The sequence below is a fragment of the Marinobacterium nitratireducens genome (assembly GCF_014645375.1).
GTDB classification, from domain to species: Bacteria; Pseudomonadota; Gammaproteobacteria; order Pseudomonadales; family Balneatricaceae; genus Marinobacterium_A; species Marinobacterium_A nitratireducens.
On sequence record NZ_BMLT01000001.1, the window covers coordinates 583,922 to 607,741 of the forward strand.

General features: G+C 62.3%; 20 protein-coding genes and 2 pseudogenes. 10 read left to right on the forward strand and 12 right to left on the reverse strand.

Annotated elements, in window-relative coordinates; translation table 11 throughout:
- Positions 1-14: 14 nt before the first annotated feature.
- Positions 15-2,933 (reverse strand): insulinase family protein, encoded by a 2,919-nt coding sequence (locus IEX85_RS02560; RefSeq protein WP_188857942.1) that lies wholly within the window; start codon positions 2,931-2,933, stop codon positions 15-17.
- 390 nt (positions 2,934-3,323) lie between these two features.
- Here IEX85_RS02560 and IEX85_RS02565 point away from each other — a divergent pair, with 390 nt between their 5' ends.
- Complete coding sequence (locus IEX85_RS02565) at positions 3,324-3,779, forward strand: phasin family protein (RefSeq protein WP_188857944.1); 456 nt, start codon at positions 3,324-3,326, stop codon at positions 3,777-3,779.
- Between the two features lie 97 nt (positions 3,780-3,876).
- Here the strand turns inward: IEX85_RS02565 and IEX85_RS02570 are convergent, their stop codons facing one another.
- From IEX85_RS02570 to IEX85_RS24285, 7 genes and pseudogenes are all read right to left on the reverse strand, one after another.
- Positions 3,877-5,106 (reverse strand): UbiH/UbiF/VisC/COQ6 family ubiquinone biosynthesis hydroxylase, encoded by a 1,230-nt coding sequence (locus IEX85_RS02570; RefSeq protein WP_188857946.1) that lies wholly within the window; start codon positions 5,104-5,106, stop codon positions 3,877-3,879.
- Between the two features lie 78 nt (positions 5,107-5,184).
- Positions 5,185-6,459, reverse strand: coding sequence for a serine--tRNA ligase (gene serS, locus IEX85_RS02575; protein WP_188857948.1), 1,275 nt, complete (start codon positions 6,457-6,459; stop codon positions 5,185-5,187).
- Positions 6,460-6,483: 24 nt separating this feature from the next.
- Positions 6,484-6,855, reverse strand: coding sequence for a fluoride efflux transporter CrcB (gene crcB / locus IEX85_RS02580; RefSeq protein ID WP_188857950.1), 372 nt, complete (start codon positions 6,853-6,855; stop codon positions 6,484-6,486).
- Entirely contained in the window at positions 6,855-8,207 is a 1,353-nt protein-coding gene (locus tag IEX85_RS02585) for a replication-associated recombination protein A (protein WP_188857952.1), read from the reverse strand. The genes crcB and IEX85_RS02585 overlap by 1 nt, the downstream gene beginning before the upstream one ends.
- Positions 8,207-8,839 (reverse strand): outer membrane lipoprotein periplasmic chaperone LolA, encoded by a 633-nt coding sequence (gene lolA, locus IEX85_RS02590; RefSeq protein WP_188857954.1) that lies wholly within the window; start codon positions 8,837-8,839, stop codon positions 8,207-8,209. The genes IEX85_RS02585 and lolA overlap by 1 nt, the downstream gene beginning before the upstream one ends.
- 2 nt (positions 8,840-8,841) lie before the next feature.
- Positions 8,842-10,341, reverse strand: a pseudogene (locus IEX85_RS24280) (DNA translocase FtsK); the annotation flags it as partial.
- A gap of 714 nt (positions 10,342-11,055) precedes the next feature.
- A pseudogene (locus IEX85_RS24285) lies at positions 11,056-11,616 on the reverse strand (DNA translocase FtsK 4TM domain-containing protein); the annotation flags it as partial.
- 543 nt (positions 11,617-12,159) lie between these two features.
- Here IEX85_RS24285 and trxB point away from each other — a divergent pair.
- From trxB to infA, 4 genes are all read left to right on the forward strand, one after another.
- Positions 12,160-13,116, forward strand: a complete 957-nt coding sequence (gene trxB, locus IEX85_RS02600) for a thioredoxin-disulfide reductase (protein WP_188857963.1) — start codon at positions 12,160-12,162, stop codon at positions 13,114-13,116.
- A gap of 51 nt (positions 13,117-13,167) precedes the next feature.
- On the forward strand, positions 13,168-13,884 hold the full coding sequence (gene aat / locus IEX85_RS02605; protein ID WP_188857965.1) for a leucyl/phenylalanyl-tRNA--protein transferase: 717 nt from the start codon (positions 13,168-13,170) through the stop codon (positions 13,882-13,884).
- The gene (locus IEX85_RS02610; protein ID WP_188857966.1) at positions 13,881-14,588 is read left to right on the forward strand and encodes an arginyltransferase; all 708 of its coding nucleotides are present in this window, start codon (positions 13,881-13,883) and stop codon (positions 14,586-14,588) included. The genes aat and IEX85_RS02610 overlap by 4 nt, the downstream gene beginning before the upstream one ends.
- A gap of 195 nt (positions 14,589-14,783) precedes the next feature.
- Positions 14,784-15,002 carry a translation initiation factor IF-1 gene (infA, locus tag IEX85_RS02615; RefSeq protein WP_106592099.1) on the forward strand — a complete coding sequence of 73 codons (219 nt, stop codon included), beginning with the start codon at positions 14,784-14,786 and terminating at the stop codon, positions 15,000-15,002.
- Between the two features lie 376 nt (positions 15,003-15,378).
- Here the strand turns inward: infA and clpA are convergent, their stop codons facing one another.
- Positions 15,379-17,649: an ATP-dependent Clp protease ATP-binding subunit ClpA gene (clpA, locus tag IEX85_RS02620; protein ID WP_188857968.1), complete on the reverse strand. Its 2,271-nt coding sequence runs from the start codon at positions 17,647-17,649 to the stop codon at positions 15,379-15,381.
- Between the two features lie 14 nt (positions 17,650-17,663).
- Positions 17,664-18,002: an ATP-dependent Clp protease adapter ClpS gene (clpS, locus tag IEX85_RS02625; RefSeq protein WP_373290885.1), complete on the reverse strand. Its 339-nt coding sequence runs from the start codon at positions 18,000-18,002 to the stop codon at positions 17,664-17,666.
- Between the two features lie 313 nt (positions 18,003-18,315).
- On the opposite strand from clpS, the gene cspD reads away from it, so the two are divergent.
- On the forward strand, positions 18,316-18,528 hold the full coding sequence (gene cspD / locus IEX85_RS02630) for a cold shock domain-containing protein CspD (RefSeq protein WP_188857971.1): 213 nt from the start codon (positions 18,316-18,318) through the stop codon (positions 18,526-18,528).
- A gap of 211 nt (positions 18,529-18,739) precedes the next feature.
- Here the strand turns inward: cspD and icd are convergent, their stop codons facing one another.
- Entirely contained in the window at positions 18,740-19,996 is a 1,257-nt protein-coding gene (icd, locus tag IEX85_RS02635; protein WP_188857974.1) for an NADP-dependent isocitrate dehydrogenase, read from the reverse strand.
- A gap of 145 nt (positions 19,997-20,141) precedes the next feature.
- On the opposite strand from icd, the gene IEX85_RS02640 reads away from it, so the two are divergent.
- A complete protein-coding gene (locus tag IEX85_RS02640) occupies positions 20,142-20,798 on the forward strand; it encodes a pseudouridine synthase (protein ID WP_188857976.1) in 657 nt (218 codons plus the stop codon).
- Between the two features lie 79 nt (positions 20,799-20,877).
- Here the strand turns inward: IEX85_RS02640 and moaE are convergent, their stop codons facing one another.
- Positions 20,878-21,330, reverse strand: a complete 453-nt coding sequence (moaE, locus tag IEX85_RS02645) for a molybdopterin synthase catalytic subunit MoaE (RefSeq protein WP_188857978.1) — start codon at positions 21,328-21,330, stop codon at positions 20,878-20,880.
- Positions 21,331-21,420: 90 nt separating this feature from the next.
- Between moaE and IEX85_RS02650 the strand changes: the two genes are divergently transcribed.
- The 3 genes from IEX85_RS02650 to hflD are packed head-to-tail and all read left to right on the forward strand — an operon-like array spanning position 21,421 to position 23,695.
- Positions 21,421-21,888 carry an NUDIX hydrolase gene (locus IEX85_RS02650; protein ID WP_188857980.1) on the forward strand — a complete coding sequence of 156 codons (468 nt, stop codon included), beginning with the start codon at positions 21,421-21,423 and terminating at the stop codon, positions 21,886-21,888.
- Positions 21,885-23,015, forward strand: coding sequence for a tRNA 2-thiouridine(34) synthase MnmA (gene mnmA, locus IEX85_RS02655; protein ID WP_188857982.1), 1,131 nt, complete (start codon positions 21,885-21,887; stop codon positions 23,013-23,015). Before IEX85_RS02650 ends, mnmA begins: the two co-directional genes overlap by 4 nt.
- 2 nt (positions 23,016-23,017) lie before the next feature.
- Positions 23,018-23,695: a high frequency lysogenization protein HflD gene (gene hflD, locus IEX85_RS02660; protein ID WP_188857983.1), complete on the forward strand. Its 678-nt coding sequence runs from the start codon at positions 23,018-23,020 to the stop codon at positions 23,693-23,695.
- Positions 23,696-23,820 lie beyond the last annotated feature (125 nt).

Sequence of the window (23,820 nt, forward strand, 5' to 3'; positions counted from 1 at the left end):
ACCGGCCAACGGCCTCAGATGGCGATGTTTTCGAAGCCCTCGCCCAGCGCCTGCGCACGGGTCGGATTGGTGACCACGGCTATGCTGGCGTTGTCGCCCAGCAGATAACGCTCGGCAACCCGGCGCAAGTCGTCGACACCGACTTCGAGGATGCGCTGACGGAACGCCCGGCGCTGCTCCGGGGTACGGCCGAACAGGGTGCTGTGATAGGCCTGCTTGGCCTCGCCCGCCGGCGAGCCGGGGCGGTCGATCGAGCTGACGACACCCAGAATCGCCTCTTCGAGCTTCTGCGGATCCTGATCGCTGTCCAGCAGCCAGCGAATCGAGGCATCAAAGTCATCGAGGGTTTCCGCCAGTCGCGGATCGCGGTACGAGAAAAAGCGGAATACCGCATCGCCCGAGTCCTGACCCGCGCCGGAACCGTAGGCACCGCCTTTTTCGCGAATCGCCCGGTGCAGGTAGCCGTTGCGCAGATAATCACCCAACACCGTCAGCGCGGCGGCGTCCGGATGATCCACCGGCACCGTCGGGTAAGCCTTGGCGCAGAAGTTGACCTGGGTACTGGTGGTCCAGGCCTGGCGCACCGATTCGCGAACCGAATCCAGCGAGAAAGGCGCAAACTCCGGCGCCACCGCTTCCTGCTGCCAGCGCGCGAAGACCGCCTGCTGCATCGCCTCGCGATGCTCCGCCTCGCCCACCAGCAGAAAACGGCGCGGTGCGCGCAGGAATTTCTGTTTCATGCCGTCCAGACGCGCGGCGAGATCCGCCAGTGCCGGCTCCTCCTTCAGCGCCGCGTCGAGACGCTTGACGAAACGGATGCTCTCGAGGCCCCGGGACTCGTGCGCCAGCTGCGCAGACGGGCTCATGCGCGCGGTGGCGGCGGTCATTGCCAGGGCGTGCCCCTGCCCGGTAATGCTCTGCTCCTTGCGGGTGCGCTGCTGTGCAACGATTTCGCGCAGACGCTTGAGCTCATCGAAGCGCGCCCGATGCAGGGTTTCGTGCATCAGCTCTGCCAGTTCGTCCTGCTTCGCCGCCAGTGCCTTGCCGGACAGTACCAGGAATCCGCTGACCTGCTGCTCGTCGCTGATGGAACCCCGTACCTCCGTATAGGCCGTCAGGCTGCCGCATACCTGCGACTGATACTGCTGGTTCTGCTGATAGCTGCGCTCGCCACAGCCAAGTTCGGTCAGGCAGTGGCTGAACAACGGCAGCAGACGCCGCTCCTCGGCATCCAGTGCCGGCAGGTCGACCACCACCTGCTGATACACCAGACCGTTGGTACCCTGTTCGTAGCAATCCAGGCGCAGCGGTGACTCGACACTCGACTGTGCCTCGGGAATCTTCATCTGCGACGGTACGTCCTCGATACCGACCTTGGGCAGAATGCTCTCGTCGTCCTGTTGCATCTGGCGCGCCTCGAGCGCACTGCTCTGCTCGATCAGCTGCAGCTTTTCGCTGTCGCTAAGGCGCTGGCGCAGCGCTTCGAGATGTGCGGCTTCGGCTTTCTCGGCACGGGCGCTCAGCTCGTTGTCCGGTCGCAGGGTGAGCCTGACCCGATGCGCGTTGTCGAGCAGCATTTCACGAACCAGCGACTGGATGAAGTCGGGGCGGCGAATATCTTCGCGCAGTTTCTCCAGCACAGGGTCGAGATTCAGTACCGCTATGGGATCGCCGCGATGCACCGCCGCCGAGATCGACGACATGATCAGATTGAGCCCGTAGGGATAGCCGTCGCCGCTGATTTCGCGCTGCGACAGCTCCAGCTGATGCAGCTGCGCCTCGACCATTTCCTGTGGCACGCCGTTCTGCGCGACCTCTTCGAGTGTCTCGAGCACCAGCTTCTCGAACGCCGCCGCATGCTCGGGGTCGCTGCCTTCCAGACCGCACATGAAGCTCATTTCACGATTGGAATCCTCCAGCCCGCAGAGCGGCGACGGCGCGCTGCCAAGATCGCTCGATTCCAGCGCGTGGCGCAGCGGCGAGGCGCTGTTGTCCAGCAGCACCCGCGACAGCAGGTGCGCCTTGAGCTGCGCTTCCAGATCGATCGACTGACCCAGCAGCCAGCCCAGGACATGGTGCGTCTTGCCGTCGAGGGTTTCCTCGTCGAGGGCATAGGCCTCCTCGATGCGGATAGGCGCGTGCATGCGCTTCTCGTCCGTAACCTCGATACGTTCGTCGAGCAACTCGAAGCGCTTGAGCGCCTGCTCATTGAAACGCTCCTGCAGCTCGGCCGCCGGAATGTCGCCGAAAGTCATGAACACCGCATTGCTGGGGTGATAGTGACTGCGGTAGAACTCCAGCAGCTGATCGTACGAGAGGTCGGTGATGCAGGCCGGATCCCCGCCACTGTTGTAGTGGTAGGTAGTGGTCGGAAACAGGTACTTGCCCAGAGTCTGGTAGAGCGTCGACACCGCCGAGCTCATGGCACCTTTCATTTCGTTGAGCACCACGCCCTTATAGACCAGCGGCGACTCGGAATTGCCGCTCTCGCTGAACTCGAGCCGGTGCCCTTCCTGGGCGAAGTCCAGCGGGTCCAGTCGCGAAAAGAAGGTTGCGTCGAGATAGACGTCCAGCAGATTGAAGAAGTCCTTGCGGTTCTGGCTGGCAAAGGGATAAGCGGTCCAGTCCGAGCTGGTAAAGGCGTTCATGAAGGTATTGAGCGAACGCCGGGTCATCATGAAAAACGGATCGCGCACCGGGTAGCGTTCGCTGCCGCACAGCGCCGTGTGCTCGAGAATGTGGGCAACGCCGGTGGAGTCCATCGGCACCGTGCGGAAAGCGACGAGGAAAACGTTCTCCTCGATGTCGGCGCCGATATGGTAGTGGCGGGCGCCGGTCGCAACGTGCTCGAACTCGGCCACCTCGACATTCAGAGACGCGATGGTTTCACTGCGAAGAAAACGAAAACTGGAGTGACAGTGCTGTGTCTGCATTTAGTCCGGTATGCCTCAAGCTGTCCAGGGCCGCCCTGGCGACCTGCGTTGTGATGAACCCTCATTCTATCGAGTTGGCGGGCGGTTTCAAAAAACTGTTGCACAACGGCGCTATCCTGCTCCGCAGCGGTACGGGCAACGTGCTGACGCACAATCAGCACGCCACCTTATCGCAACTGCGTTATAATGAAGCACCATAGAGCTGCAACCGCCGCATGATCCTTCGGAAGATGCTGTTTTGATTAGAAATGCAGCCAAACTATTTATTTTGTGCACCGCACCATTTTTGGCTTGACAGTGTCCAGACCCGGGACTATATTGAGTCTAAATGCTGCAGCGCACAACAAACTGATTTTACTGCCGCAACAACCACTCTGAGGTAAATTGAACATGTACGAAGATATGATCAAGAACGTAAAAGACAAAATGCAGCCGGTCGTCGAGATCACCGAAGTCAACAAGAAGGCCGCTGAAAAGCTGATCGCTCTGCAGTCTTCCGCTCTCACCGACCTGTTCAACGCCGGTCTCGGCCAGGTCAAGGCTCTGAGCGAAGTTCGCGAGCCGAAGGCTGCTGTTGAGCTGCACGTCAAGTTCTACAAAGAAGTCGAAGCCAAGATCACCGACGTCGTCGAGCAGGAAGTTTCCACCCTGACCGAAGCCCGCGACCAGCTGACCGAGATCTTCGAGAAGAGCGTTGCAGACATCGCTGAACTGCCGAACACCTACTTCCCGGATTTCAGCAAGTTTGTACCGACCTTCTTCGAATCCGAGAAGGCTGAAGCCAAAAAAGCACCGGTCAAGGCTGCTCCGCGCAAGGCCGCAGCTCCGGCAACCGACGCCGCGTAACGATGCTCTCTGGGGGCTCCCTTGCCCCCAACCACTCAGGTCCGGTCTATCCGGATCTTTTTCAGGCTGCCTCCCGGCAGCCTTTTTTTGTTTTTGCCTATTCGCGGCGAGGCGCCGCTCCTACGGCCAGACGCGGCAAGTTGCCGTCGAGCCCCATCGCCAGCCGTATGACCTTGCGCTTGATGGGCCCCGCATGCTCCGCCAGTCCAAGGCCGACGTTGCGCAGCAGCCGCAGCGGCAGGCTGTCGTTGCTGAACACCCGGTAGAAGCTGTCCATCACCTGCATCATCAGCAGATTGTGATTGCGCCGGGCCTGTTCGTAACGATGCAGCACCTGCCGCTCGTCAATGCGCTCCCCGGCGGCCTGAGCATCCAGCAGCGTTTCGGCCAGCGCCGCGGCGTCCAGCAGTCCGATATTCACGCCCTGCCCGGCCAGCGGGTGAATCATGTGCGCGGCATCCCCCACCAGCGCGACACCGTCGGTGACATACTGCAGCGCGTGCTGGCGTCGCAGCGGGAAGAACCCCCGTGCCACCAGACGCTCGATGCGGCCGAGGCACTGCGGGAAGGCAGCGTGCAGTTCGTCGAGAAACGCCGTCTCGTCGAGCGCCATCAGGCGTTTGACCTGGTCGGGACGGGCGTACCAGACCAGCGAGGCATGATTGCCTCCCAGCGGCAGAAAGGCCAGCGGGCCCGTCGGCGTGAACTGCTGCCAGGTGATGTCCTGCTGCCCGTAGGCGGTCTCGACCGACGCCACCAGCGCGTGCTGATCGTAGTCCCACTGGTGCACGCCGATACCGGCCGCCTCGCGCACCCGCGACTGCCCGCCATCCGCCGCCACCAGCAGGCGCGCGACGATCTCGCGGCCATCCGCCAGGCGCACCAGGCTGCTGCCGGGGGCGTACTCGATCAGTTCGGTCTGCGACGGACAGATCAGGTCGACGTTGTCGAATGCCTTGAGGCGCTCGATCAGCGCCAGCTGGATGATGCGGTTTTCGACGATATGGCCCAGCGCCTCACAGCCGATTTCCTCGGCGCGAAATTCCGTAGCCGCGCGTTCGTCATCGGCTTCCCAGACCTTCATGCGCTGGTATGGGCAGAGGCGCCGGCTGCGAATGCCGTCCCAGGCGCCCACCGCCTGAAGGATATTGCGGGACGCGGCACTCAGCGCCGAGACGCGCAGATCGTAGGGCTGTCCGGTGTCGAACGGCGGCGGAAAATCCCGCTCCAGAACCGCCACCGACAGCTCACTGTTGCCCAGCGCACAGGCTAGGGTGGCGCCAACCATACCGCCACCGACGATCAGGATGTCATAGCGTGATTTCATTTCGGCTATCCGGGTTCCCGGCGATGCCCGCGGAGCGGGCCCGGGTCGAAGCGACGCCCGCAGTGCGGGCGCACGCGATCAGATCTCGGTAACGCCGCCCATGTAAGGCAGCAACGCTTCGGGCACCTCGACGCTGCCGTCGGCGCGCTGGTAGTTTTCCAGCACCGCCAGCAGGGTGCGGCCAACCGCAAGGCCGGAACCGTTGAGGGTATGCAGCAGCTCAGGCTTGCCGGTTTCCGGATTGCGCCAGCGCGCTTTCATGCGCCGGGCCTGGAAATCGAGCATGTTGGAGCAGGACGAGATTTCACGATACCGGTCCTGACCCGGCAGCCAGACCTCGATGTCGTAGGTCTTGGCGGCGCCGAAGCCAAGATCCCCGCCACAGAGCGTCACGACACGGTACGGCAGGTTCAGCAGCTGCAGAATCTTCTCGGCATGGCCGGTCAGCTCTTCGAGTGCATCCCAGGAACGGGTGGGCTCGACCAGCTGCAGCAGCTCGACCTTCTCGAACTGGTGCTGGCGGATCATGCCGCGGGTATCCTTGCCGGAGGCCCCTGCCTCGGAACGGAAACAGGGCGTATGGCAGGTGAAACGCAGCGGCATCTGCTCGGCCGGCACGATCTCGTCGCGAACGATATTGGTGACCGGCACCTCGGACGTCGGGATCAGATAGTAGTCGCGATCGCCGAACGGTACCTTGAACAGGTCCGCCTCGAACTTCGGCAGCTGACCGGTTCCGTAGAGGGAATCGGCATTGACCATGTAAGGCACGTAAATTTCGGAGTAGCCGTGCTCGCCGGTATGGGTGTCGAGCATCAGCTGAATCAGCGCCCGGTGCAGGCGGGCGATCTTGCCCTTCATGACCGCGAAACGCGAACCGGTCAGCTTGGCGGCGGTTTCGAAATCCAGCTCGCCGTTGCGCTCACCCAGCTCGACGTGATCCCTGGGCTCGAAATCGAAGGCACGGGGCTGCCCCCAACGGCGCACCTCGACGTTGTCGTCCTCATCGGCGCCAGGCGGCACGCTTTCGTGCGGCAGGTTCGGCACGCCGAGCAGCAGGTCGTCGAGCGATGCCTGAACGTCCGCAAGACGCTGCTTGGCCGCATCCAGCTCTTCGCCCAGCTGCTTAACATGCGCCTTGAGCGGCTCCGGATCCTCGCCCGCGCCTATGGCCTTGCCGATCTGCTTGGAGCGGCTGTTGCGTTCGTTCTGCAGGCTTTCGGTGAGGACCTGCACTTCCTTGCGCTGGCTTTCCAGTTCGCTGAACTGTTCGACCGGAAAGTCAAAGCCCTTTTTCTTCAGCAGCAGGGCGACTTCTTCGGGGTTCGAACGGACGTATTTGGGGTCTAGCATGGGTTCCTCAAATCACCTTGAATATCAGAACAGGCGGGTAATGGAGATGCCGGCATAGAGGGCGGCAATACACAGAATAACGCTCAATAATACATAGATTAGGGCGGACATGACATGCCCCTCCTGCAACATCGCCACCGTCTCCAGCGAGAAGGTCGAGAAGGTGGTGAAGGCGCCCATGAAGCCCACCATCAGCAGCGGGCGCAGCTCGGGACTCAGGCGGGCTTTTTCCAGTACCAGCACGAACAGCACCCCCATCATCAGCGAACCGCCGGCATTGCAGGCCAGAGTGCCGAGTGGCAGCCGGTGTTCGGCGTTGTTGAGCACGCCGCTGACCCAGTAGCGCGCCAGGGCGCCGAGGGCGCCGCCGCAGGCGATGGCAATCAGATGCAGCATCAGGAATCCTTGCTCCCGTAGCGTTTGCGCGGGCTGTTGCTGTCCAGCGTCGCCAGATACTCCAGCTTGTCGGCGATCTTCTGCTCCAGCCCGCGCCGGTTCGGCACATAGTAGCGACGCGCCGCGATCTCTTCGGGCAGGTAGACTTCGCCGGCGGCATAGGCGCCGTCTTCGTCGTGGGCATAGCGGTAGTCGTCGCCGTAGCCCATGTCCTTCATCAGCCGGGTCGGCGCGTTGCGCAGATGGGCCGGCACTTCGTAGCCGGGCTCGCCGGCAACATCGGCGCGACACTGGTTGAACGCCCGGTAAACGGCATTGCTCTTGGGCGCGCTGGCGCAGTAGATCGCGGCCTGGGCAATCGCCCGTTCACCCTCCGCCGGCCCCACCCGCTCGAAGGCATCCCAGGCGGACAGCACCACCTGCATCGCCCTCGGGTCGGCGTTGCCGATATCCTCGGAGGCAATGGCCACCAGACGACGCGCGACATAGAGCGGATCGCAGCCGCCGTCGAGCATACGACAATACCAGTAGAGGGCGCCGTCCGGCGACGAGCCACGCACCGACTTGTGAAAGGCCGAAATCATGTCGTAGAAGAGGTCGCCCTGCTTGTCGAAGCGCCGACCGCCGGCGCCCAGCACCTCGGCCATGACCGATTCGTCGACCACTTCGGCGTCGCCCTCGGGCTGGGCCAGGTCCGAAGCGATCTCCAGCAGGTTGAGCGCCCGCCGGGCATCGCCGTCGGCGGCCGCCGCCAGTTGTTCCAGCACACCGCCGCCGAAACGCAGCCGGCGAAGGCCAAGACCGCGCTCTTTATCATTCAGCGCACGCTGCAGCAGCCCCTGCAGATCGGCGGATTCGAGACCGCGCAGCAGATAGACGCGGGCCCGGGACAGCAGCGCGTTGTTGAGTTCGAACGACGGATTCTCGGTGGTCGCGCCGACGAAGATGACCGTGCCATCCTCGATGTAGGGCAAAAACGCGTCCTGCTGCGACTTGTTGAAGCGGTGAACCTCGTCGACGAAGAGGATGCTCTTGCGGCCCGACTGAGCCTTGACGGCGCGGGCTTCGTCAACGGCCGCACGGATATCCTTGACCCCCGACAGCACCGCCGAGAGCGTCAGAAAATGGGCGTCGACCTGGTGCGCCATCAGCCGCGCCAGCGTGGTCTTGCCAACACCGGGCGGCCCCCAGAGGATCATCGAGTGGGCCAGGCCCTGCTCCAGCGCCAGCCGCAGCGGTTTGCCGCTGCCCAGCAGGTGCTGCTGACCCGAATACTCGTCCAGACTCTGCGGTCGCATGCGTGCGGCCAGAGGCTGGTATCCGGGGCTGTCATCGGCAAACAGGTCCTGCATCAGACACCCGGGTCTATGATCAGGTCGACATCTTCCGGCACCTCGAAGCGGAAACGCTCCATCGGCAACTCCGGATTCTGCCGCTGATTAAAAAAGCGGATGGTGGTGCGCTGCCCCAGCGAGTCCTGCAGCATCAGCTCCGACACCTGCTGCTGCTGGAAGAACAGCCGGATTCGGGTGAAGGCACTCTGCTCGCTTTTGGGCAGCAGCTCGTACAGGGCCTCGGAGTCGCTTTCATGCACCAGGCTGATGTCGAAGTCGTCGTCCAGCCGGTCGATCTGGCCATTGAGAATCAGCGCCGGCGCACTGTTGTTGTTGCGGTCGAACGGCTTGCGCGTCACCTGCAAGAGGTCCGGGTCGTAGATCCAGAGATAGGTCCCGTCGTTGACGATAACCTGCGGGAAGGGCTCCTCGCTGGTCCAGCGGAACAGGCTCGGCTTGCGCAGCTCCAGGGTGCCGCGGGTGGCCTCTGTACGCTGGCCGTCGCTGACGGAATACTGCTCGAAATCGGCGCTGAAGGTTCGATAGCCCTGCAGCAGCCGCTGCAGACCGTCGGCCGCATCGGTGGCCTGGGAGAGCGTCGAGAGCAGGCAGGCGCACCCCAGTGCAAGGGCTTTTACTAGCTGTTTCATATTCAGTCTCTCGGTGGTGGCGGAGCGATGACTTCGCGCTGCCCGTTGCTGCCGGCCGGCGTCACCACGCCGGCTTCCTCCATGGTTTCGATCATTCGCGCGGCGCGGTTGTAGCCTATCTTGAGCTTGCGCTGCACGCTGGAGATCGAGGCCTTACGGCTCTCGGTGACGAAGGCCACGGCCTCGTCGTAGAGCGGGTCCTGTTCATCGTCGAACAGCCCGCCGCCACCGCCTCCGCCCGCGCCAGCCTCGGCGCCGGGCTCGGCCAGAATCTCGTCGATATACTCGGGGGCGCCATAGGCTTTCCAGGCCTCTACGATGCGGTGCACCTCGTCGTCGCTGACAAAGGCTCCGTGCACGCGATTGGGCACACTGACCCCGGCCGGCAGGTACAGCATGTCACCGTTGCCGAGCAGGTTTTCGGCGCCGGACTGATCGAGAATGGTTCGCGAGTCGATCTTGGACGATACCTGGAAGGCGATACGGGTCGGGACGTTGGCCTTGATCAGACCGGTGATGACATCCACGGAGGGGCGCTGCGTCGCCAGGATCAGATGAATGCCCGCCGCCCTCGCCTTCTGCGCGATACGGGCGATCAGCTCCTCGACCTTCTTGCCGACGATCATCATCATATCGGCGAACTCGTCGATCACGACCACGATGTACGGCATGGTGTCGAGTTCCGGCGCGGGGGTGTCCTGGGGCATGCCTTCCTGCTCCGGGTTCCACAGCGGGTCACGCAGCGGCTGGCCCTGGTCACGCGCCTTGACCACCTTGTCATTGAAGCCGGAAATGTTGCGCACGCCCATCTTGGCCATCAGCTTGTAGCGCCGTTCCATTTCGGCGACGCACCAGCGCAACCCGCCGGCCGCCTCCTTCATGTCGGTGATGACCGGCGTCAGCAGGTGAGGAATGCCCTCGTAAATCGAGAGCTCCAGCATTTTCGGGTCGACCATCATCAGCCGCACCTCGTCGGGCGTCGCCTTGAACAGCAGACTGAGGAGCATGGCGTTGACGCCCACCGACTTACCGGAACCGGTGGTACCGGCCACCAGCAGGTGAGGCATCTTGGCGAGATTGGCCACCACCGGATTGCCGGCGATATCGTTGCCAAGGCCAAGGGTCAGCTTCGATGACGCTTCGTTATAGGGCTTGGAGTTGAGCACTTCGCTCAGCCGTACCATCTGCCGGGACTCGTTGGGAATCTCGATACCGATCACCGACTTTCCGGGAATGACCTCGACCACACGTACGCTGAGCACCGCCATCGAACGCGCCAGGTCTTTGGAGAGGTTGGTGATTTTGCTGGCCTTGACGCCCGGCGCCGGCTGCAGCTCGAAGCGGGTGATCACCGGCCCCGGATTGACTTCCACCACTTCGGCGACCACACCGAAGTCCTTCAGCTTGCTCTCGAGCAGGCGTGACATATGCTCCAGCTGTTCATCGGTATAACCGGCGTCCTGGTGCAGTTCCGGCGGATCCAGCAGATCCAGCGACGGCACCGCTATCCGTGACGGGCGGGTCTGCCCGCGTGCCTGATCATGATCCAGTCCCAGGTCGCTGTCCTGCATTGGCCGGTGGGCCTCCGCCAGCGGCACGATACGCACCCCCTTGCGCGTCGCCTCGGCGACCGCGGCCGGGCGGGGCTCGGCTTCGGGTACCGGCGCAGCAGGACCTGGCGCCGGAGCGGCAACATCACCGGTGTCCGAGAAACGCTCGACAACCTCGTCGACCAGACCGGAGACCGCGCGCGGGCCGCCCTGTCCGGCCTCGGACGAAGGCGCACCTGCCGGCTGCGCTGCAGCGGCTGCGGGCTCCCGCACCTCTTCCGGAGCATACTGCGGCGGCGCCTGTCGCGGCTCCCGTGCCGGCTCCTCGTGCTGCGGAAACGGCTCCGCAGCCCAGGGCGGCACGTCCTCGGCCGCTGCAGACGCCGCCGGGGTTTCGACGGGCTCGCGTTCAAACGCAAAACCCGGCTCGATGCGCGCTTCGGGAACCGGCGCCTCGGTCAGGAACAGGGGCTCCTGCTCCGGCGGCTCCTGCCGGCGCACACGTACACTGGAGAGGCTGGTGCGCGGTGGCTCCTGACTGGGTTTCACTTTCGCGACGGGCCTTTCGGAGCGACGCGCGCGGCGCTGGCGCAGACCTTCGCCGGCTTCGGTGAACAGCGACTGTACGCGCTCCCAGCCCGATACCAGGCTGCCGCCCAGCCATTCCAGCGCCTGGCGCCAGGACACTTCCAGATACCAGGTCAGCCCCAGCAGCATCAGCGTCCAGAGCACCACCGAACTGCCGGCGATACTGAACCAGGACACCGTCCAGTCGGACAGCGCCTGCCCCACCAGCCCGCCGGCGGTGAAGGGGTATTCGAGTTCGCGGTTGGAAAAGTGCATTGACGCCAGAGCGCAAAAGCTGGCGAGAAACAACAGCGCGCCGCTGGCGCGCAGTATCAGAAAGGGAATGCCGTCGAGCAGCGACACGCCCCGGCGCATGAGGAAGCGCAGGCTCGGCCAGGCCAGCAGCGGCGGCACCGCCCAGGCCGCCAGACCGCAGACCGAATACAGCAGGTCGGCCACCCACGCACCCGCCGCACCGGCCAGGTTGTCGACCTGCGGCTGATAGCCCAGGTGCGACCAGCCCGGATCGCGGCTGTCATAACCGGCAATCGCCAGCATCAGGTAACAACAAACCCCCAGCACCAGGACCAGTGCCGATTCCTTGGCTATTCGCGCCAGCAGCTCGATAAAAGTAGGCGCTTTCAAATTCTGATCACTCAAACAACAAATCCTTCGCCCGAAAACCGGTGATTCCAGAGAAAAACTAAAGCTCGAAATTATATGTCCAAGCTAATTATTTGAAAACGAAGAGTTAAGAGCCCCGTAAAACCTGCCCTTCCCCCTTCACAAAACGCTTGTAATCCGGAGTGTTCGACGCCCTGAACAGGACGGCGTCGGCGCCAGACAACATACCATATTTGTGCGACTGCACCGAATCAGTTTTACCCGCAGCCGCACAATTCCAGAGCCGGCCACTATTGATGCATACTGGCGAATCGGCGATAGTTAGCCGCACCGAAGCGAGGGATGGCGACAGCCGCAGCGTCACCAGGACGGTTTCAGCTTACCGCCCGAGGATGACGGGAGCCTGAATACCGCAACAGCGGATTGAAAATGCACGCCGCAGGCCCCATCTTAAGCGGATGCGACGGCGTACTTCCCGCGGCGCAAACTTTTGGCGCCATGCGCTGTCAACCTGCACGCAGGAGCGGCCGCCAGAGCGATCCTCGCACGTCTTTACCGAAACACCGACACGGATTCATCATGAGCGAAGTCAAACACCACCGTCTTATCATTCTCGGCTCCGGCCCCGCCGGCTACACCGCCGCCGTCTACGCTGCGCGCGCCAACCTGAACCCGGTGATGATCACCGGCATGCAGGCCGGCGGTCAGCTGACCACCACCACCGACGTCGACAACTGGCCGGGGGATGCCGAGGGCGTTCAGGGACCGGAGCTCATGCAGCGCATGCAGGCACACGCCGAGCGCTTCAACACCGAAATCATTTTCGATCACATCAACGAAACCGATCTGCGCAGCCGCCCGTTCCGGCTCAAGGGCGATATGGGTGAGTACAGCTGCGACGCCCTGATCATCGCCACCGGTGCCTCGGCCCAGTATCTCGGCCTGCCGTCGGAAGAAGCTTTCGCGGGCAAGGGCGTATCCGCCTGCGCCACCTGTGACGGCTTCTTCTATCGGGGCCAGAAAGTCGCGGTCATCGGCGGCGGCAACACCGCGGTCGAAGAGGCGCTGTATCTGTCCAACATCGCCTCCGAAGTGACTCTGGTGCATCGACGCGACAGCCTGCGCGCCGAGAAAATCCTCCAGGACAAACTCTTCGAACGCGCCGAAAACGGCAACGTGCGCATCCTCTGGAACCATACCCTCGACGAGGTACTGGGAGACGATAGCGGCGTGACCGGCATGCGCGTCAAGAGCACCCAGGACGACAGCACCCGGGAGCTGGACCTGGCGGGCGTGTTCATCGCCATCGGCCATAAACCCAACACCGATATTTTCGAAGGCCAGCTGGACATGAAGGATGGCTATATCCGCATCCGCTCCGGCCTCGACGGCAACGCCACCGCCACTTCGGTACCGGGCGTATTCGCGGCAGGCGACGTCAGCGATCATATCTATCGCCAGGCCGTCACCTCCGCCGGCGCCGGCTGCATGGCGGCGCTGGACGTCGAACGCTACCTCGACGACCTCGAGAAGTAATCCCTCCAGGGCGGGCATGCCCGCCCTGGCTCCTTCACGAGAGGGCTCAGGATGATTTCGTGGCTGTCGCGGGACACCCTGCGCTTTCCGCCGCCGCAGACCGCACTGCAGGAACCCAACGGGCTGCTCGCAGCCGGCGGCGACCTCAGCCCACAACGCCTGCTGCAGGCCTATCGGCACGGCATCTTTCCCTGGTACAACCCGGGCGAACCCATTCTCTGGTGGACCCCGAATCCTCGCTGCGTGCTCTATACCGAGCGCCTTCATATTTCCCGCAGCCTGCGCAAGCGGCTCAAGCGTAACGACTACCAGGTCACCATCGACCAGGATTTCAACGCGGTGATGGACGCCTGCGCAGCACCGCGCGACAACAGCGCCGGCACCTGGATAAGCCACGAGATGCAGCTTGCGTACGCTCAACTGCACCGTCTCGGGCATGCCCACTCGGTTGAAGTCTGGCGCGATAGCCGACTTATCGGCGGACTTTATGGCGTTGCCATCGGTCAGATGTTCTATGGCGAGTCGATGTTCAGCCGCGAGACCGACGGCTCCAAAATAGCCTTCGCCTGGCTGGTCGAACAACTGAAAAACTGGGGCTATCCTTTAGTGGACTGCCAGGTTCACAACCCGCACCTCGTCACGCTGGGCGCTGAAACGATACCGCGCAGCCAGTTCCTGCACGAACTGGATAAGCTTGTCGGCGTCGCCTGCAGTCCGAGCTGGAATTTCGACATTGACGTCTCCGCGTTTGGAGGAAAAACGCCTTGACCACTCTTCGACAGTTGCATTTTTATTCGACGCCGGAGCACGAGTGCAGCTATATCAGCGGGCGCATGGCGCGCACCCTGTTCGTCGATCCCCAGGCCGTGATTACCACCGACGCCTACAGCCAGCTCTCGGACCTGGGTTTTCGCCGCAGCGGCCGGCACATCTACCGGCCGCACTGCGAGGACTGCCAGGCCTGCGTTTCCGTGCGCATCCCGGTCGAAGAGTTCTCGCCCAGCAAGAGCCAGCGCCGGGTGCTCAACCGCAACCGCGACCTCGTCGTCGAGCGAGTGGAACCAGTGCTGACCGACGAACACTACGACCTCTACGCCCGCTACATCCACAGCCGGCATTCGGACGGCGATATGTTCCCGCCCACCGTCGAGCAGTTCAAAGCGTTCCTGGTGGACGGTCACGACTGCAGCTTTTTCTACGAGATTCGCGACAACGACCGGCTGCTGTCGGTCGCCGTGACCGATGAACTGCGACGCGGCCTTTCCGCCATCTATACCTTTTTCGACCCGGATCAGCCAAAGCGCAGCCTGGGCGCTTTCAGCATTCTCACCCAGATAGAGCAGACCCGGCTACAGGGCCTGCCCTATCTGTACCTTGGCTACTGGGTCAAGCAATGCCAGAAGATGAACTACAAGATTGCCTACCGCCCGCTGCAACTGCTGCTCGACGGCCACTGGGTATCACTGCGCTGACCGGCACCGACATCGGCAAGGCTGTCGCGGAACCTGCCAGGCCGACATCGGACCGGGCAGCAGTCGCGAATCTCTTTGATATAGCACCGCTTTTAAGGCAAAATACTGCGCTTCTTCGGGGAAGCCCCGCATTGCCGACGCTGCAAACGGGATGCCGGACGCCCGGATACTGCGAATCAACAAGGTAGGTTTTGAATGGCTAAAGAAGACAGCTTTGAAATGGAAGGCACCGTGGTCGACACGCTGCCGAACACCATGTTCCGGGTGGAACTGGAAAACGGTCACGTCGTAACTGCCCACATTTCCGGCAAGATGCGCAAGAACTACATCCGCATTCTGACCGGCGACAAGGTCAAGGTCGAACTGACCCCTTACGACCTGAGCAAAGGCCGCATCGTCTACCGCGCCCGCTAACAGGCCGTTGAAAATCTATCTGCGTTGCCGACTGCTTCGTTAAAAACAGGCTCAAAATGCTCATTTAGCCCACTAAACTGCGCTTTTTCGCCTGTTTTTGCCTCGCCTCGGCTGCCTCGACAACGCTTTTCAACACCCTGCTAAGCCGTCCAAGCTCTTTTCCGCGATACAGTGGCACCCCGGGCGCGTCGGCAAGCCGTGTAACGCGTGACAGGTTACGCGTTACGCGCCAGGGCCTCAGCTGCCCTGCACGTCACGCGTAACACGCCACCTCTGCGTTACATCATCCCGCTGTCAGGGGATCCGTGCCGCAACTGAGGCAGACGCCAAGCGCGCAGCGCCGGGCTTCGGTCTGTCAGACCTCCGCCCCGCTTTGTCAGTGGCAACCCTCCGGCTGCTCCGAGACGACCTCGAGCGACAACCCACCATCGTCGGCGACACCGATTTCCACGGTACCGCCCTCCTCGGCCAGCTCGCCGAACAGAATCATCTCGGCCAGAGGCTTTTTCAGCTGCTCCTGGATAAGCCGTTTCATCGGACGGGCGCCCATGGTGTCGTCGTAGCCTTTTTCCGCCAGCCAGGTGCAGGCCGCATCATCGACATGCAGCACGACCTTTTTCTCGTCCAGCTGCGCCTGCAGCTCGGTGAGAAACTTGTCGACAACCCCGCGGATGATCTGGGGCGTCAGCGACTTGAACTGGATAATGCCGTCCAGGCGGTTACGGAATTCCGGCGTGAACATCTTGCGAATCGCCGCCATGCCGTCGGTCGCGTGATCCTGATGGGTAAAGCCGATCGAGGGCCGGCTCATCGCCTCGGCACCGGCGTTGGTGGTCATCACCATGATCACGTTGCGGAAATCCGCCTTGCGGCCGTTGTTATCGGTCAGGGTACCGTTGTCCATGACCTGCAGCAGCAGGTTGAAGACTTCCGGATGCGCCTTCTCGATCTCGTCGAGCAGCAGCACGCAGTGCGGCGCCTTGGTGATGGCTTCGGTCAGCAAACCGCCCTGATCGTAACCGACGTACCCCGGCGGTGCACCGATCAGACGCGAAACCGTGTGCCGTTCCATGTACTCTGACATGTCGAAGCGCACCAGCTCGATACCGAGGATCCGTGCCAGCTGGTTGGTGACCTCGGTCTTGCCGACACCGGTGGGACCGGCGAACAGGAAGCAGCCGACCGGCTTGTTGGGCTCCTTGAGGCCGGCACGCGAGAGCTTGATCGCCGCCGACAGCGTGTCGATGGCCTCGTCCTGCCCTAGCACCACCATCTTGAGGTTGGAGTCGAGTTTTTTCAGCAGATCCTTGTCGGACGCCGAAACACTCTTGGGCGGAATACGGGCGATCTTGGCGACCACCACCTCGACGTCACCGACATCGATCACGGCCTTGCGATGCTCCTGCGGCAACAGGCGCTGGTAGGCGCCGGCCTCGTCGATCACATCGATGGCCTTGTCCGGCATGTGCTTGTCGTTGATATAACGATCCGCGAGTTCCGACGCCGCCCGCAGCGCCTCGTCGGTATACTTGAGCTGATGGTGCTGCTCGAAGCGGTTTTTCAGCCCCAGCAGGATCTGATAGGTATCCTGCACGCTCGGCTCGAGCACGTCGATTTTCTGGAAACGCCGTGCCAGCGCGCGGTCCTTTTCGAAAATGCCGCGGAACTCCTGGAAGGTGGTCGAACCGATGCAACGGATTTCACCGGAGCTGAGCAGCGGCTTGAGCAGATTCGAGGCATCCATGGAGCCACCGGACGCCGCACCGGCACCGATGATGGTATGGATCTCGTCGATGAACAGGATGGCGTGGTCCTGTCCGCGAATTTCGCTCAGCAGCCCCTTGAGTCGCTTCTCGAAGTCGCCGCGGTACTTGGTGCCCGCCAGCAGCGCGCCAAGATCCAGCGAATAGACGACGCTGTGGGCGATGACGTCCGGCACCCGGCCTTCGACGATAAGCTTGGCCAGACCTTCGGCGATGGCGGTCTTGCCGACGCCGGCCTCGCCCACCAGCAGCGGGTTGTTCTTGCGCCGGCGTGAGAGTATCTGAACCACCCGCTCGATCTCGGCGTCGCGCCCGACCAGCGGATCGATACGTCCCTGCTGCGCCAGCGAATTGAGATTCACGGCGTACTTGGCAAGGGCGCTTTTTTCCTTTTCTTCGCCGGCATCACCGTCGACCGGCGCATCGTTTTCCGGCGCCTCGTGATCCGATACGCGGGAAATGCCGTGCGAGATATAGTTCACCGCGTCAATGCGCTCGATGCCCTGCTGCTGCAGCACATAGACCGCCTGACTTTCCTGTTCGCTGAAAATCGCCACCAGGACGTTGGCGCCGGTCACCTCGTGCCGTCCGGAGGACTGCACGTGAAACACGGCACGCTGCAGCACGCGCTGGAACCCGAGCGTGGGCTGCGTTTCCATGTTGGGAATGTTTTCGGGTAGCAGCGGCGTGGTTTCATCGATAAACGCCGTCAGTGCCTGACGCAGTTTGTCGATGTCCGCCCCGCAGGCTTTCAGAACGCCCTGAGCTTCGCGGTTGTCCAGCAGTGCGAGCAGAAGGTGCTCGACCGTCATGAACTCGTGCCGCTTGTCCCTCGCGGCCCGGAAGGCTGCGCTGAGGGTCTCTTCCAACTCTCGATTAAGCATGGCGGCCTCCTAAATCAGACACTCTCTACTTCACACAACAAGGGGTGCTTATTGTCCCTTGAGTATTGATTCACCTGGGCCGCTTTAGTTTCCGCCACGTCACGCGTGTAGATTCCGCAAACGCCCTTTCCCTGAGTATGGACCGCGAGCATGACCTGCGTGGCCTTTTCCTGGTCCATCGAGAAAAAAATCATCAACACCTCGACGACGAAGTCCATCGGTGTGTAATCGTCGTTCATCAACACCACGCGGTACATGGGCGGACGCTTGAGTTGCGGCTTCGCCTCCTCTGTCGCCAGGCCACCTCCGTGGTCCCGGTGATGCTCCTGATCGTTGCCATCATCCGATGACATCCTGACTGGTAGGGTACTGCTCATGCCTGAATTCTAGCCTTGTTCTGCTCGGAAGGTGAAAAAGAGAGGGGCAAGTAGCGCCGCGGACAGCCGGTGCTATACTGCCGAGGTGCAGGAGGGATCCAGTATCAGCAGTACCTGCCCCGATGTAAAGAAGTCGCGCTGAGGTCACTTCGACATTGTAGCAAGACCAAGGGAACCTGCGAACACGCCCAGCCAGCCTTCGGCATCCAGCGCAGGCTCCCAGACGCAGCAGTTGAGGCTTGTTTCCTGCAGACAAGCCCTCATAGGAGAATACCAGGGGAGTTACTGTATGCAGACAGGGAAAGTGAAGTGGTTCAATAACGCGAAAGGATACGGATTCATTCTTTCCGATCACCACAACGAGGATTTGTTCGCCCACTATTCCGCGATTCAATCCGAAGGATACCGCAGCCTCAAGGCAGGACAGCTGGTCGAGTTCGAAACCAAGGCAGGCCCGAAAGGCATCCATGCCGTCAATATCAAGCCGATCGAATCAAGCTGAAGGCTGGTTGGGTCTGAGGCCGGATCGGGGTCTTTGCCCGGGCTATGCCAACTTACACCAATCGATCTGTACTTCGATCGATTTGACGGGTTAAGCGATGCTCGCAACTCGACGCAAGTTTTAAAATGAGTGCCATTGCACCGCCAGACCCATCCTCCTCACTCACCACTCACCGAAGAAAGCCCCGGGCGAAGCTCGGGGCCCTTGTCGTCTACATGTGACCGATGATGGCGTCGCCGAACTCGGAGCTCTTGAGCAGCGTAGCGCCGTCCATCAGCCGCTCGAAATCGTAGGTCACGGTTTTCGCCGCGATGGCGCCATCCATGCCCTTGATGATCAGATCCGCAGCCTCCGTCCAGCCCATATGGCGCAGCATCATCTCCGCCGACAGGATCACGGAGCCGGGGTTTACCTTGTCCTGGCCGGCATACTTCGGTGCGGTACCGTGGGTCGCCTCGAAAATCGCTACGCTGTCGGACAGGTTGGCGCCCGGGGCGATGCCGATGCCGCCCACTTCCGCCGCCAGGGCGTCGGAGATATAGTCACCGTTGAGATTGAGCGTCGCCACCACATCGTACTCCGCCGGGCGCAGCAAAATCTGCTGCAGCATGGCGTCGGCAATAACGTCCTTGACCACGATGCGACGACCGGTTTTCGGGTTCTCGAACTGCATCCAGGGCCCACCGTCCAGCGGCTCGGCGCCGAACTCCTCCTGCGCCAGCTCGTAGCCCCAGTCCTTGAAGGCACCCTCGGTGTACTTCATGATATTGCCCTTGTGCACCAGGGTCACCGACGGACGATCGTTGTCGATGGCATACTGCAGCGCCTTGCGCACCAGACGCTTGGTGCCCTGCTCGGAAACGGGCTTGATGCCGATGCCGCACATGGTGTCGAAGCGGATCTTGGTGACCCCCATTTCCTCCTTGAGGAACCTGATCACCTTGTCGGCTTCCGGCGTGCCCGCCTTCCACTCGACGCCGGCGTAGATGTCCTCGGAGTTTTCGCGGTAGATCACCATGTCGACGTCGCCGGGATTGACCAGCGGACTGGGCACACCCTTGAACCAGCGCACAGGACGCTGGCAGACATAGAGATCAAGTTCCTGTCGCAGCGCCACGTTGAGAGAACGGATGCCGCCGCCCACCGGCGTGGTCAGAGGCCCCTTGATGCCGACCACGAACTCCTTGAAGGCCTCGAGCGTTTCCTCGGGCAACCAGGTGTCCTGGTCATAAATCGTCGTTGCCTTCTCGCCGGCGTAGACCTCCATCCAGGAGATGCTGCGCTGCCCGCCATACGCCTTCTCGACAGCGGCGTCCACAACCTTGAGCATCGGCGGCGTAACATCGACGCCAATACCGTCACCCTCTATATAGGGTATGATGGGGTTGTCGGGGACGTTCAGGGAGAAGTCAGCGTTTACCTGGATCTTCTGGCCTGCTGCCGGTACCTGGATCTTCTGGTATCCCATGCTTGGACTCCACTCGGTGCATTCATAGAATTATTGTCCGGTCGCGCCATCAGGCCTGCCCGCAGCGGCCCCGGAATGGCGCGTGCGCCAGTCAGTATATACCATGCCCCGGAAGTCGAAGCCGCCATCAAAAGAATTGGGACCAATGTCGAAACTCATCCTCTTCAACAAGCCGTTTCAGGTACTTACACAGTTCACGGCGGGCGATAACCGCGCCACACTGGCCGACTTTATCGACCACAAGGGCTTTTATGCCGCCGGCCGGCTGGACTACGACTCCGAGGGACTTTTGATCCTGACCGACGATGGCGCGCTGCAGCATCAGCTCAGTCATCCCAGGTTCAAAATGGAAAAAACCTACCTTGCGCAGGTCGAGGGCGAGATCGACGAGCAGGCGCTGACAAGACTGCGCCGGGGCGTCGAACTCAAGGACGGACGTACCCGTCCGGCAAAGGCCCGCCGACTGCAAGCCCCCTCGCTGTGGCCACGGACGCCGCCCATTCGCGAGCGCGCCAGCATAGCCACCAGCTGGATCGAACTTAAAATCAGCGAGGGACGCAACCGCCAGGTACGGCGCATGACGGCGGCGGTGGGGTATCCGACACTGCGGCTGATCCGGACCGCCATCGGCCCCTGGTCACTCGCAGGGCTCGGGCCCGGCGAGTACCGCATGGAAGAGGTCAATCGGTCGCTTGCATCGAAACCCGCCCCCAAGGGTCGCGGCAGGACGCCGGCCAAAGCCGCGCGATCACGGCAGCCAAACGCTCTTCGTGGGAGCGGCGCCTCGCCGCGAAGAGGCTAACGCGTCGCCAAACCCATTCGCGGCGAGGCAGTACCCTTAAGTTTGGGTACGCCACTCCCACGACCTTCCCACTCACCACTTACCATCTTTTGGCCGCATCGAGGTCGCTGGCCTTCTGTTCGACCCAGCGTTCGTCGTCGCTCAGCAGCTCCTTTTTCCAGAACGGCGCATCTCGCTTGAGAAAGTCCATGATGAAGCAGGCCGCCTCGAAAGCCGCCGCGCGGTGGCGGGAGGAAACGCCGACGAACACGATATTGTCATTCGCCAGCAACTCGCCGATGCGGTGTATCAGAATCACCTCGCCCAGCTGCCAGCGCTCTCGCGCCTGCAGCACGATGCGCCGCAACGCCTTCTCGGTCATGGCCGGATAATGTTCCAGAAAGATTCCGCGCAAATGCTCATCGCCGGCCAACTCGCGCACGATGCCGGTAAAGGTCACCAGGGCGCCGCAGCTGGCATCGTCGGCACGCAGCGCCTCGTGCAACGACGCGACATCGAAATCCGCGGTTTGAATACTGATCAGATCGGCCATCGGGTTCTCCTTGTTTTGGCATTGGCCAGGGCGGGCAAAATACTAGCATTAATGGTATCGTGTGCGCCTTTGACAGCGGGAACTTCTTTTATGTGCTGGACACCCCACGCCACCGTCGCCACCATCGTCGAGCAGGACGGACGTTTCCTCCTGGTTGAGGAGGTGTGCGGCGATCAGCGGGTGATCAACCAGCCGGCAGGGCACGTCGAGGAAAACGAGACGATCCGCGCCGCGGCCGTGCGCGAAACCCTCGAGGAAACGCGCTGGCATGTCGAACCGCAGTATCTGGTCGGGCTCTATACCTACCGGGCACCGGCCAATGGCGTGACCTACTATCGCTTCTGCTTCGCCGCGCGCGCTCTTTCGCATGACGCCGGCGCGACGCTGGACAGCGATATACTGCGCCCGCTCTGGCTCAGCCGCGACGAACTCGCCGCGCGCCAGGAACAGTTGCGCAGCCCGCTGGTGCTACGCTGTATTGACGACTATCTGGCGGGGCGGCGCTTCCCGCTCGACTTCGTGGTAGAACATTCAGAGACCCAATCGACACCTCTATGAGCGATCCCCAGAATACCCCCCTCCAGGATATAAAGGTTATCGTCGGCATGTCCGGCGGCGTCGACTCCTCCGTTTCCGCGCTGCTGCTGATGCAGCAGGGCTACCAGGTCGAAGGCCTGTTCATGAAGAACTGGGACGAGGACGACGGCACCGAATACTGCACCGCCCTCGCCGACCTTGCCGACGCGCAGGCGGTCTGCGACCGTCTCGGCATTCGCCTGCACAAGGCCAATTTCGCAGCCGAATACTGGGACAATGTGTTCGAGCACTTCCTCGAGGAGTATCGCGCCGGGCGTACGCCGAACCCCGATATTCTGTGCAACCGCGAAATCAAGTTTCGCGCCTTTCTCGACTACGCACGCGAGCTCGGCGCCGATCTGATCGCCACCGGACACTATGTGCGTCGCCTCGACCGCGACGGGCGCACCTACCTGCTGAAGGGGCTGGACAACAACAAGGACCAGAGCTACTTCCTGCACCAGGTCGGCGAGGCGGAACTGGCGCAGACGCTGTTCCCGGTCGGTGAGCTGGAAAAGCCGGAAGTGCGTCGCATCGCTGAAGAGCACGATCTCGTCACCCACGACAAGAAAGACAGCACCGGCATCTGCTTCATCGGCGAGCGCCGTTTCGCCGACTTCCTCAAGCAGTATCTGCCGGCCCAGCCCGGCAAGATCGAAACACCGGACGGCGACCTGATTGGCGAGCACGCGGGGCTGATGTACTACACCATCGGCCAGCGCCAGGGGCTGCGCATCGGCGGTCTCAAGAACTATCCGGAAGAGCCCTGGTTCGCCGCCGGCAAGGACCTGGAACGCAATGTGCTGATCGCCGTGCAGGGCAAGCAGAATCCGCTGCTGTTCACGGACTGGCTCGAGGCATCCGACATTTTCTGGATAAACGGCGAAGCGCCGGCGCTGCCGTACCGCTGCAGCGCCAAGGTGCGCTACCGCCAGTCCGATCAGGACTGCGTGATCGAGGACGACGGCAGCGGCGGTTACCGCGTTCGCTTCGATTCCCCGCAGCGCGCGGTAACGCCGGGCCAGTCAGTGGTGTTCTACAGCGGCGAAACCTGCCTGGGCGGCGGGGTCATCGAAAGCACCGGCAAAAGCGGCACGGAGCGAGCATAAGCATGTCAAGGCAACAGGATCAGCAGGCCATCGCGCTGGCCGCCATGTGCCAGGCAGCCAGCCTGGTGGACCAGATCGCGACCCGCGGCATGGTGCCGCAGAACAGTTACGAGACCTGCCTGCGCAGCATTTTCGTGACCAACCCGCGCAACACCGAGGAGATCTACGGCGGCGAGCGGGACTTGCCCTACAACCTCAGCCTCGGGCTCAAGTGCCTGTCGGACCTGGTCGAGAAGCGCCGCGGGGAACAGAACCGCAACCAGATCAACTATGTCCTCAGCATGCTCACGCTGCAGATGAAGCTCGCGGCCAACGACCAGATGATGGACACCCTGGGCAAACGCATCGAGCAGATCCGCCAGCAGGCGCGCTACTTTGCCGGCCAGGACCAGGAAGGCGACCCGCTCGACCATCCGGAAGTGTTCACCCACAGCAGTATCGTGGCCAATATCGCCAGCCTCTACCAGGAAACCATCAGCACCTTCAGCTTTCGCATCAACGTCGGCGGCGATCCGCGGCACCTGCAGAACGCCGAGAACGCCGCCAAGATCCGCGCCCTGCTGCTGGCCGGCATCCGCGCGGCCATGCTCTGGCGCCAGGTCGGCGGCCGCCGCTGGCACCTGTTTTTCTTCAAGCACCGCATAAGGCCGTCTCTGGCCCGCCTGCAGGCGCATGACTGAGAGCTGAGGTAACAGTTGTCAGCAGCCAGTGGATGGACCAGGGCACGCGATGTCGGATCCACCATCGGGCTTACAGCTTTCACCGCAGCTTTCCGGTATAATGCGCGCACTTTTTTGAACCCCTA

Excerpts from the sequence above, each read along its gene's own strand:
- IEX85_RS02650 (WP_188857980.1), top strand. The coding sequence starts at position 21,421 with ATGTGCTGGACACCCCACGCCACCGTCGCCACCATCGTCGAGCAGGAC.
- IEX85_RS02565 (WP_188857944.1), top strand. The coding sequence starts at position 3,324 with ATGTACGAAGATATGATCAAGAACGTAAAAGACAAAATGCAGCCGGTC.
- clpS (WP_373290885.1), bottom strand. The coding sequence starts at position 18,002 with ATGTCATCGGATGATGGCAACGATCAGGAGCATCACCGGGACCACGGA.
- IEX85_RS02585 (WP_188857952.1), bottom strand. The coding sequence starts at position 8,207 with ATGCAGGACCTGTTTGCCGATGACAGCCCCGGATACCAGCCTCTGGCC.
- aat (WP_188857965.1), top strand. The coding sequence starts at position 13,168 with ATGATTTCGTGGCTGTCGCGGGACACCCTGCGCTTTCCGCCGCCGCAG.
- mnmA (WP_188857982.1), top strand. The coding sequence starts at position 21,885 with ATGAGCGATCCCCAGAATACCCCCCTCCAGGATATAAAGGTTATCGTC.
- IEX85_RS02560 (WP_188857942.1), bottom strand. The coding sequence starts at position 2,933 with ATGCAGACACAGCACTGTCACTCCAGTTTTCGTTTTCTTCGCAGTGAA.
- IEX85_RS02640 (WP_188857976.1), top strand. The coding sequence starts at position 20,142 with ATGTCGAAACTCATCCTCTTCAACAAGCCGTTTCAGGTACTTACACAG.
- infA (WP_106592099.1), top strand. The coding sequence starts at position 14,784 with ATGGCTAAAGAAGACAGCTTTGAAATGGAAGGCACCGTGGTCGACACG.
- lolA (WP_188857954.1), bottom strand. The coding sequence starts at position 8,839 with ATGAAACAGCTAGTAAAAGCCCTTGCACTGGGGTGCGCCTGCCTGCTC.
- moaE (WP_188857978.1), bottom strand. The coding sequence starts at position 21,330 with ATGGCCGATCTGATCAGTATTCAAACCGCGGATTTCGATGTCGCGTCG.
- serS (WP_188857948.1), bottom strand. The coding sequence starts at position 6,459 with ATGCTAGACCCCAAATACGTCCGTTCGAACCCCGAAGAAGTCGCCCTG.
- hflD (WP_188857983.1), top strand. The coding sequence starts at position 23,018 with ATGTCAAGGCAACAGGATCAGCAGGCCATCGCGCTGGCCGCCATGTGC.
- icd (WP_188857974.1), bottom strand. The coding sequence starts at position 19,996 with ATGGGATACCAGAAGATCCAGGTACCGGCAGCAGGCCAGAAGATCCAG.
- IEX85_RS02570 (WP_188857946.1), bottom strand. The coding sequence starts at position 5,106 with ATGAAATCACGCTATGACATCCTGATCGTCGGTGGCGGTATGGTTGGC.
- clpA (WP_188857968.1), bottom strand. The coding sequence starts at position 17,649 with ATGCTTAATCGAGAGTTGGAAGAGACCCTCAGCGCAGCCTTCCGGGCC.
- crcB (WP_188857950.1), bottom strand. The coding sequence starts at position 6,855 with ATGCTGCATCTGATTGCCATCGCCTGCGGCGGCGCCCTCGGCGCCCTG.
- trxB (WP_188857963.1), top strand. The coding sequence starts at position 12,160 with ATGAGCGAAGTCAAACACCACCGTCTTATCATTCTCGGCTCCGGCCCC.
- cspD (WP_188857971.1), top strand. The coding sequence starts at position 18,316 with ATGCAGACAGGGAAAGTGAAGTGGTTCAATAACGCGAAAGGATACGGA.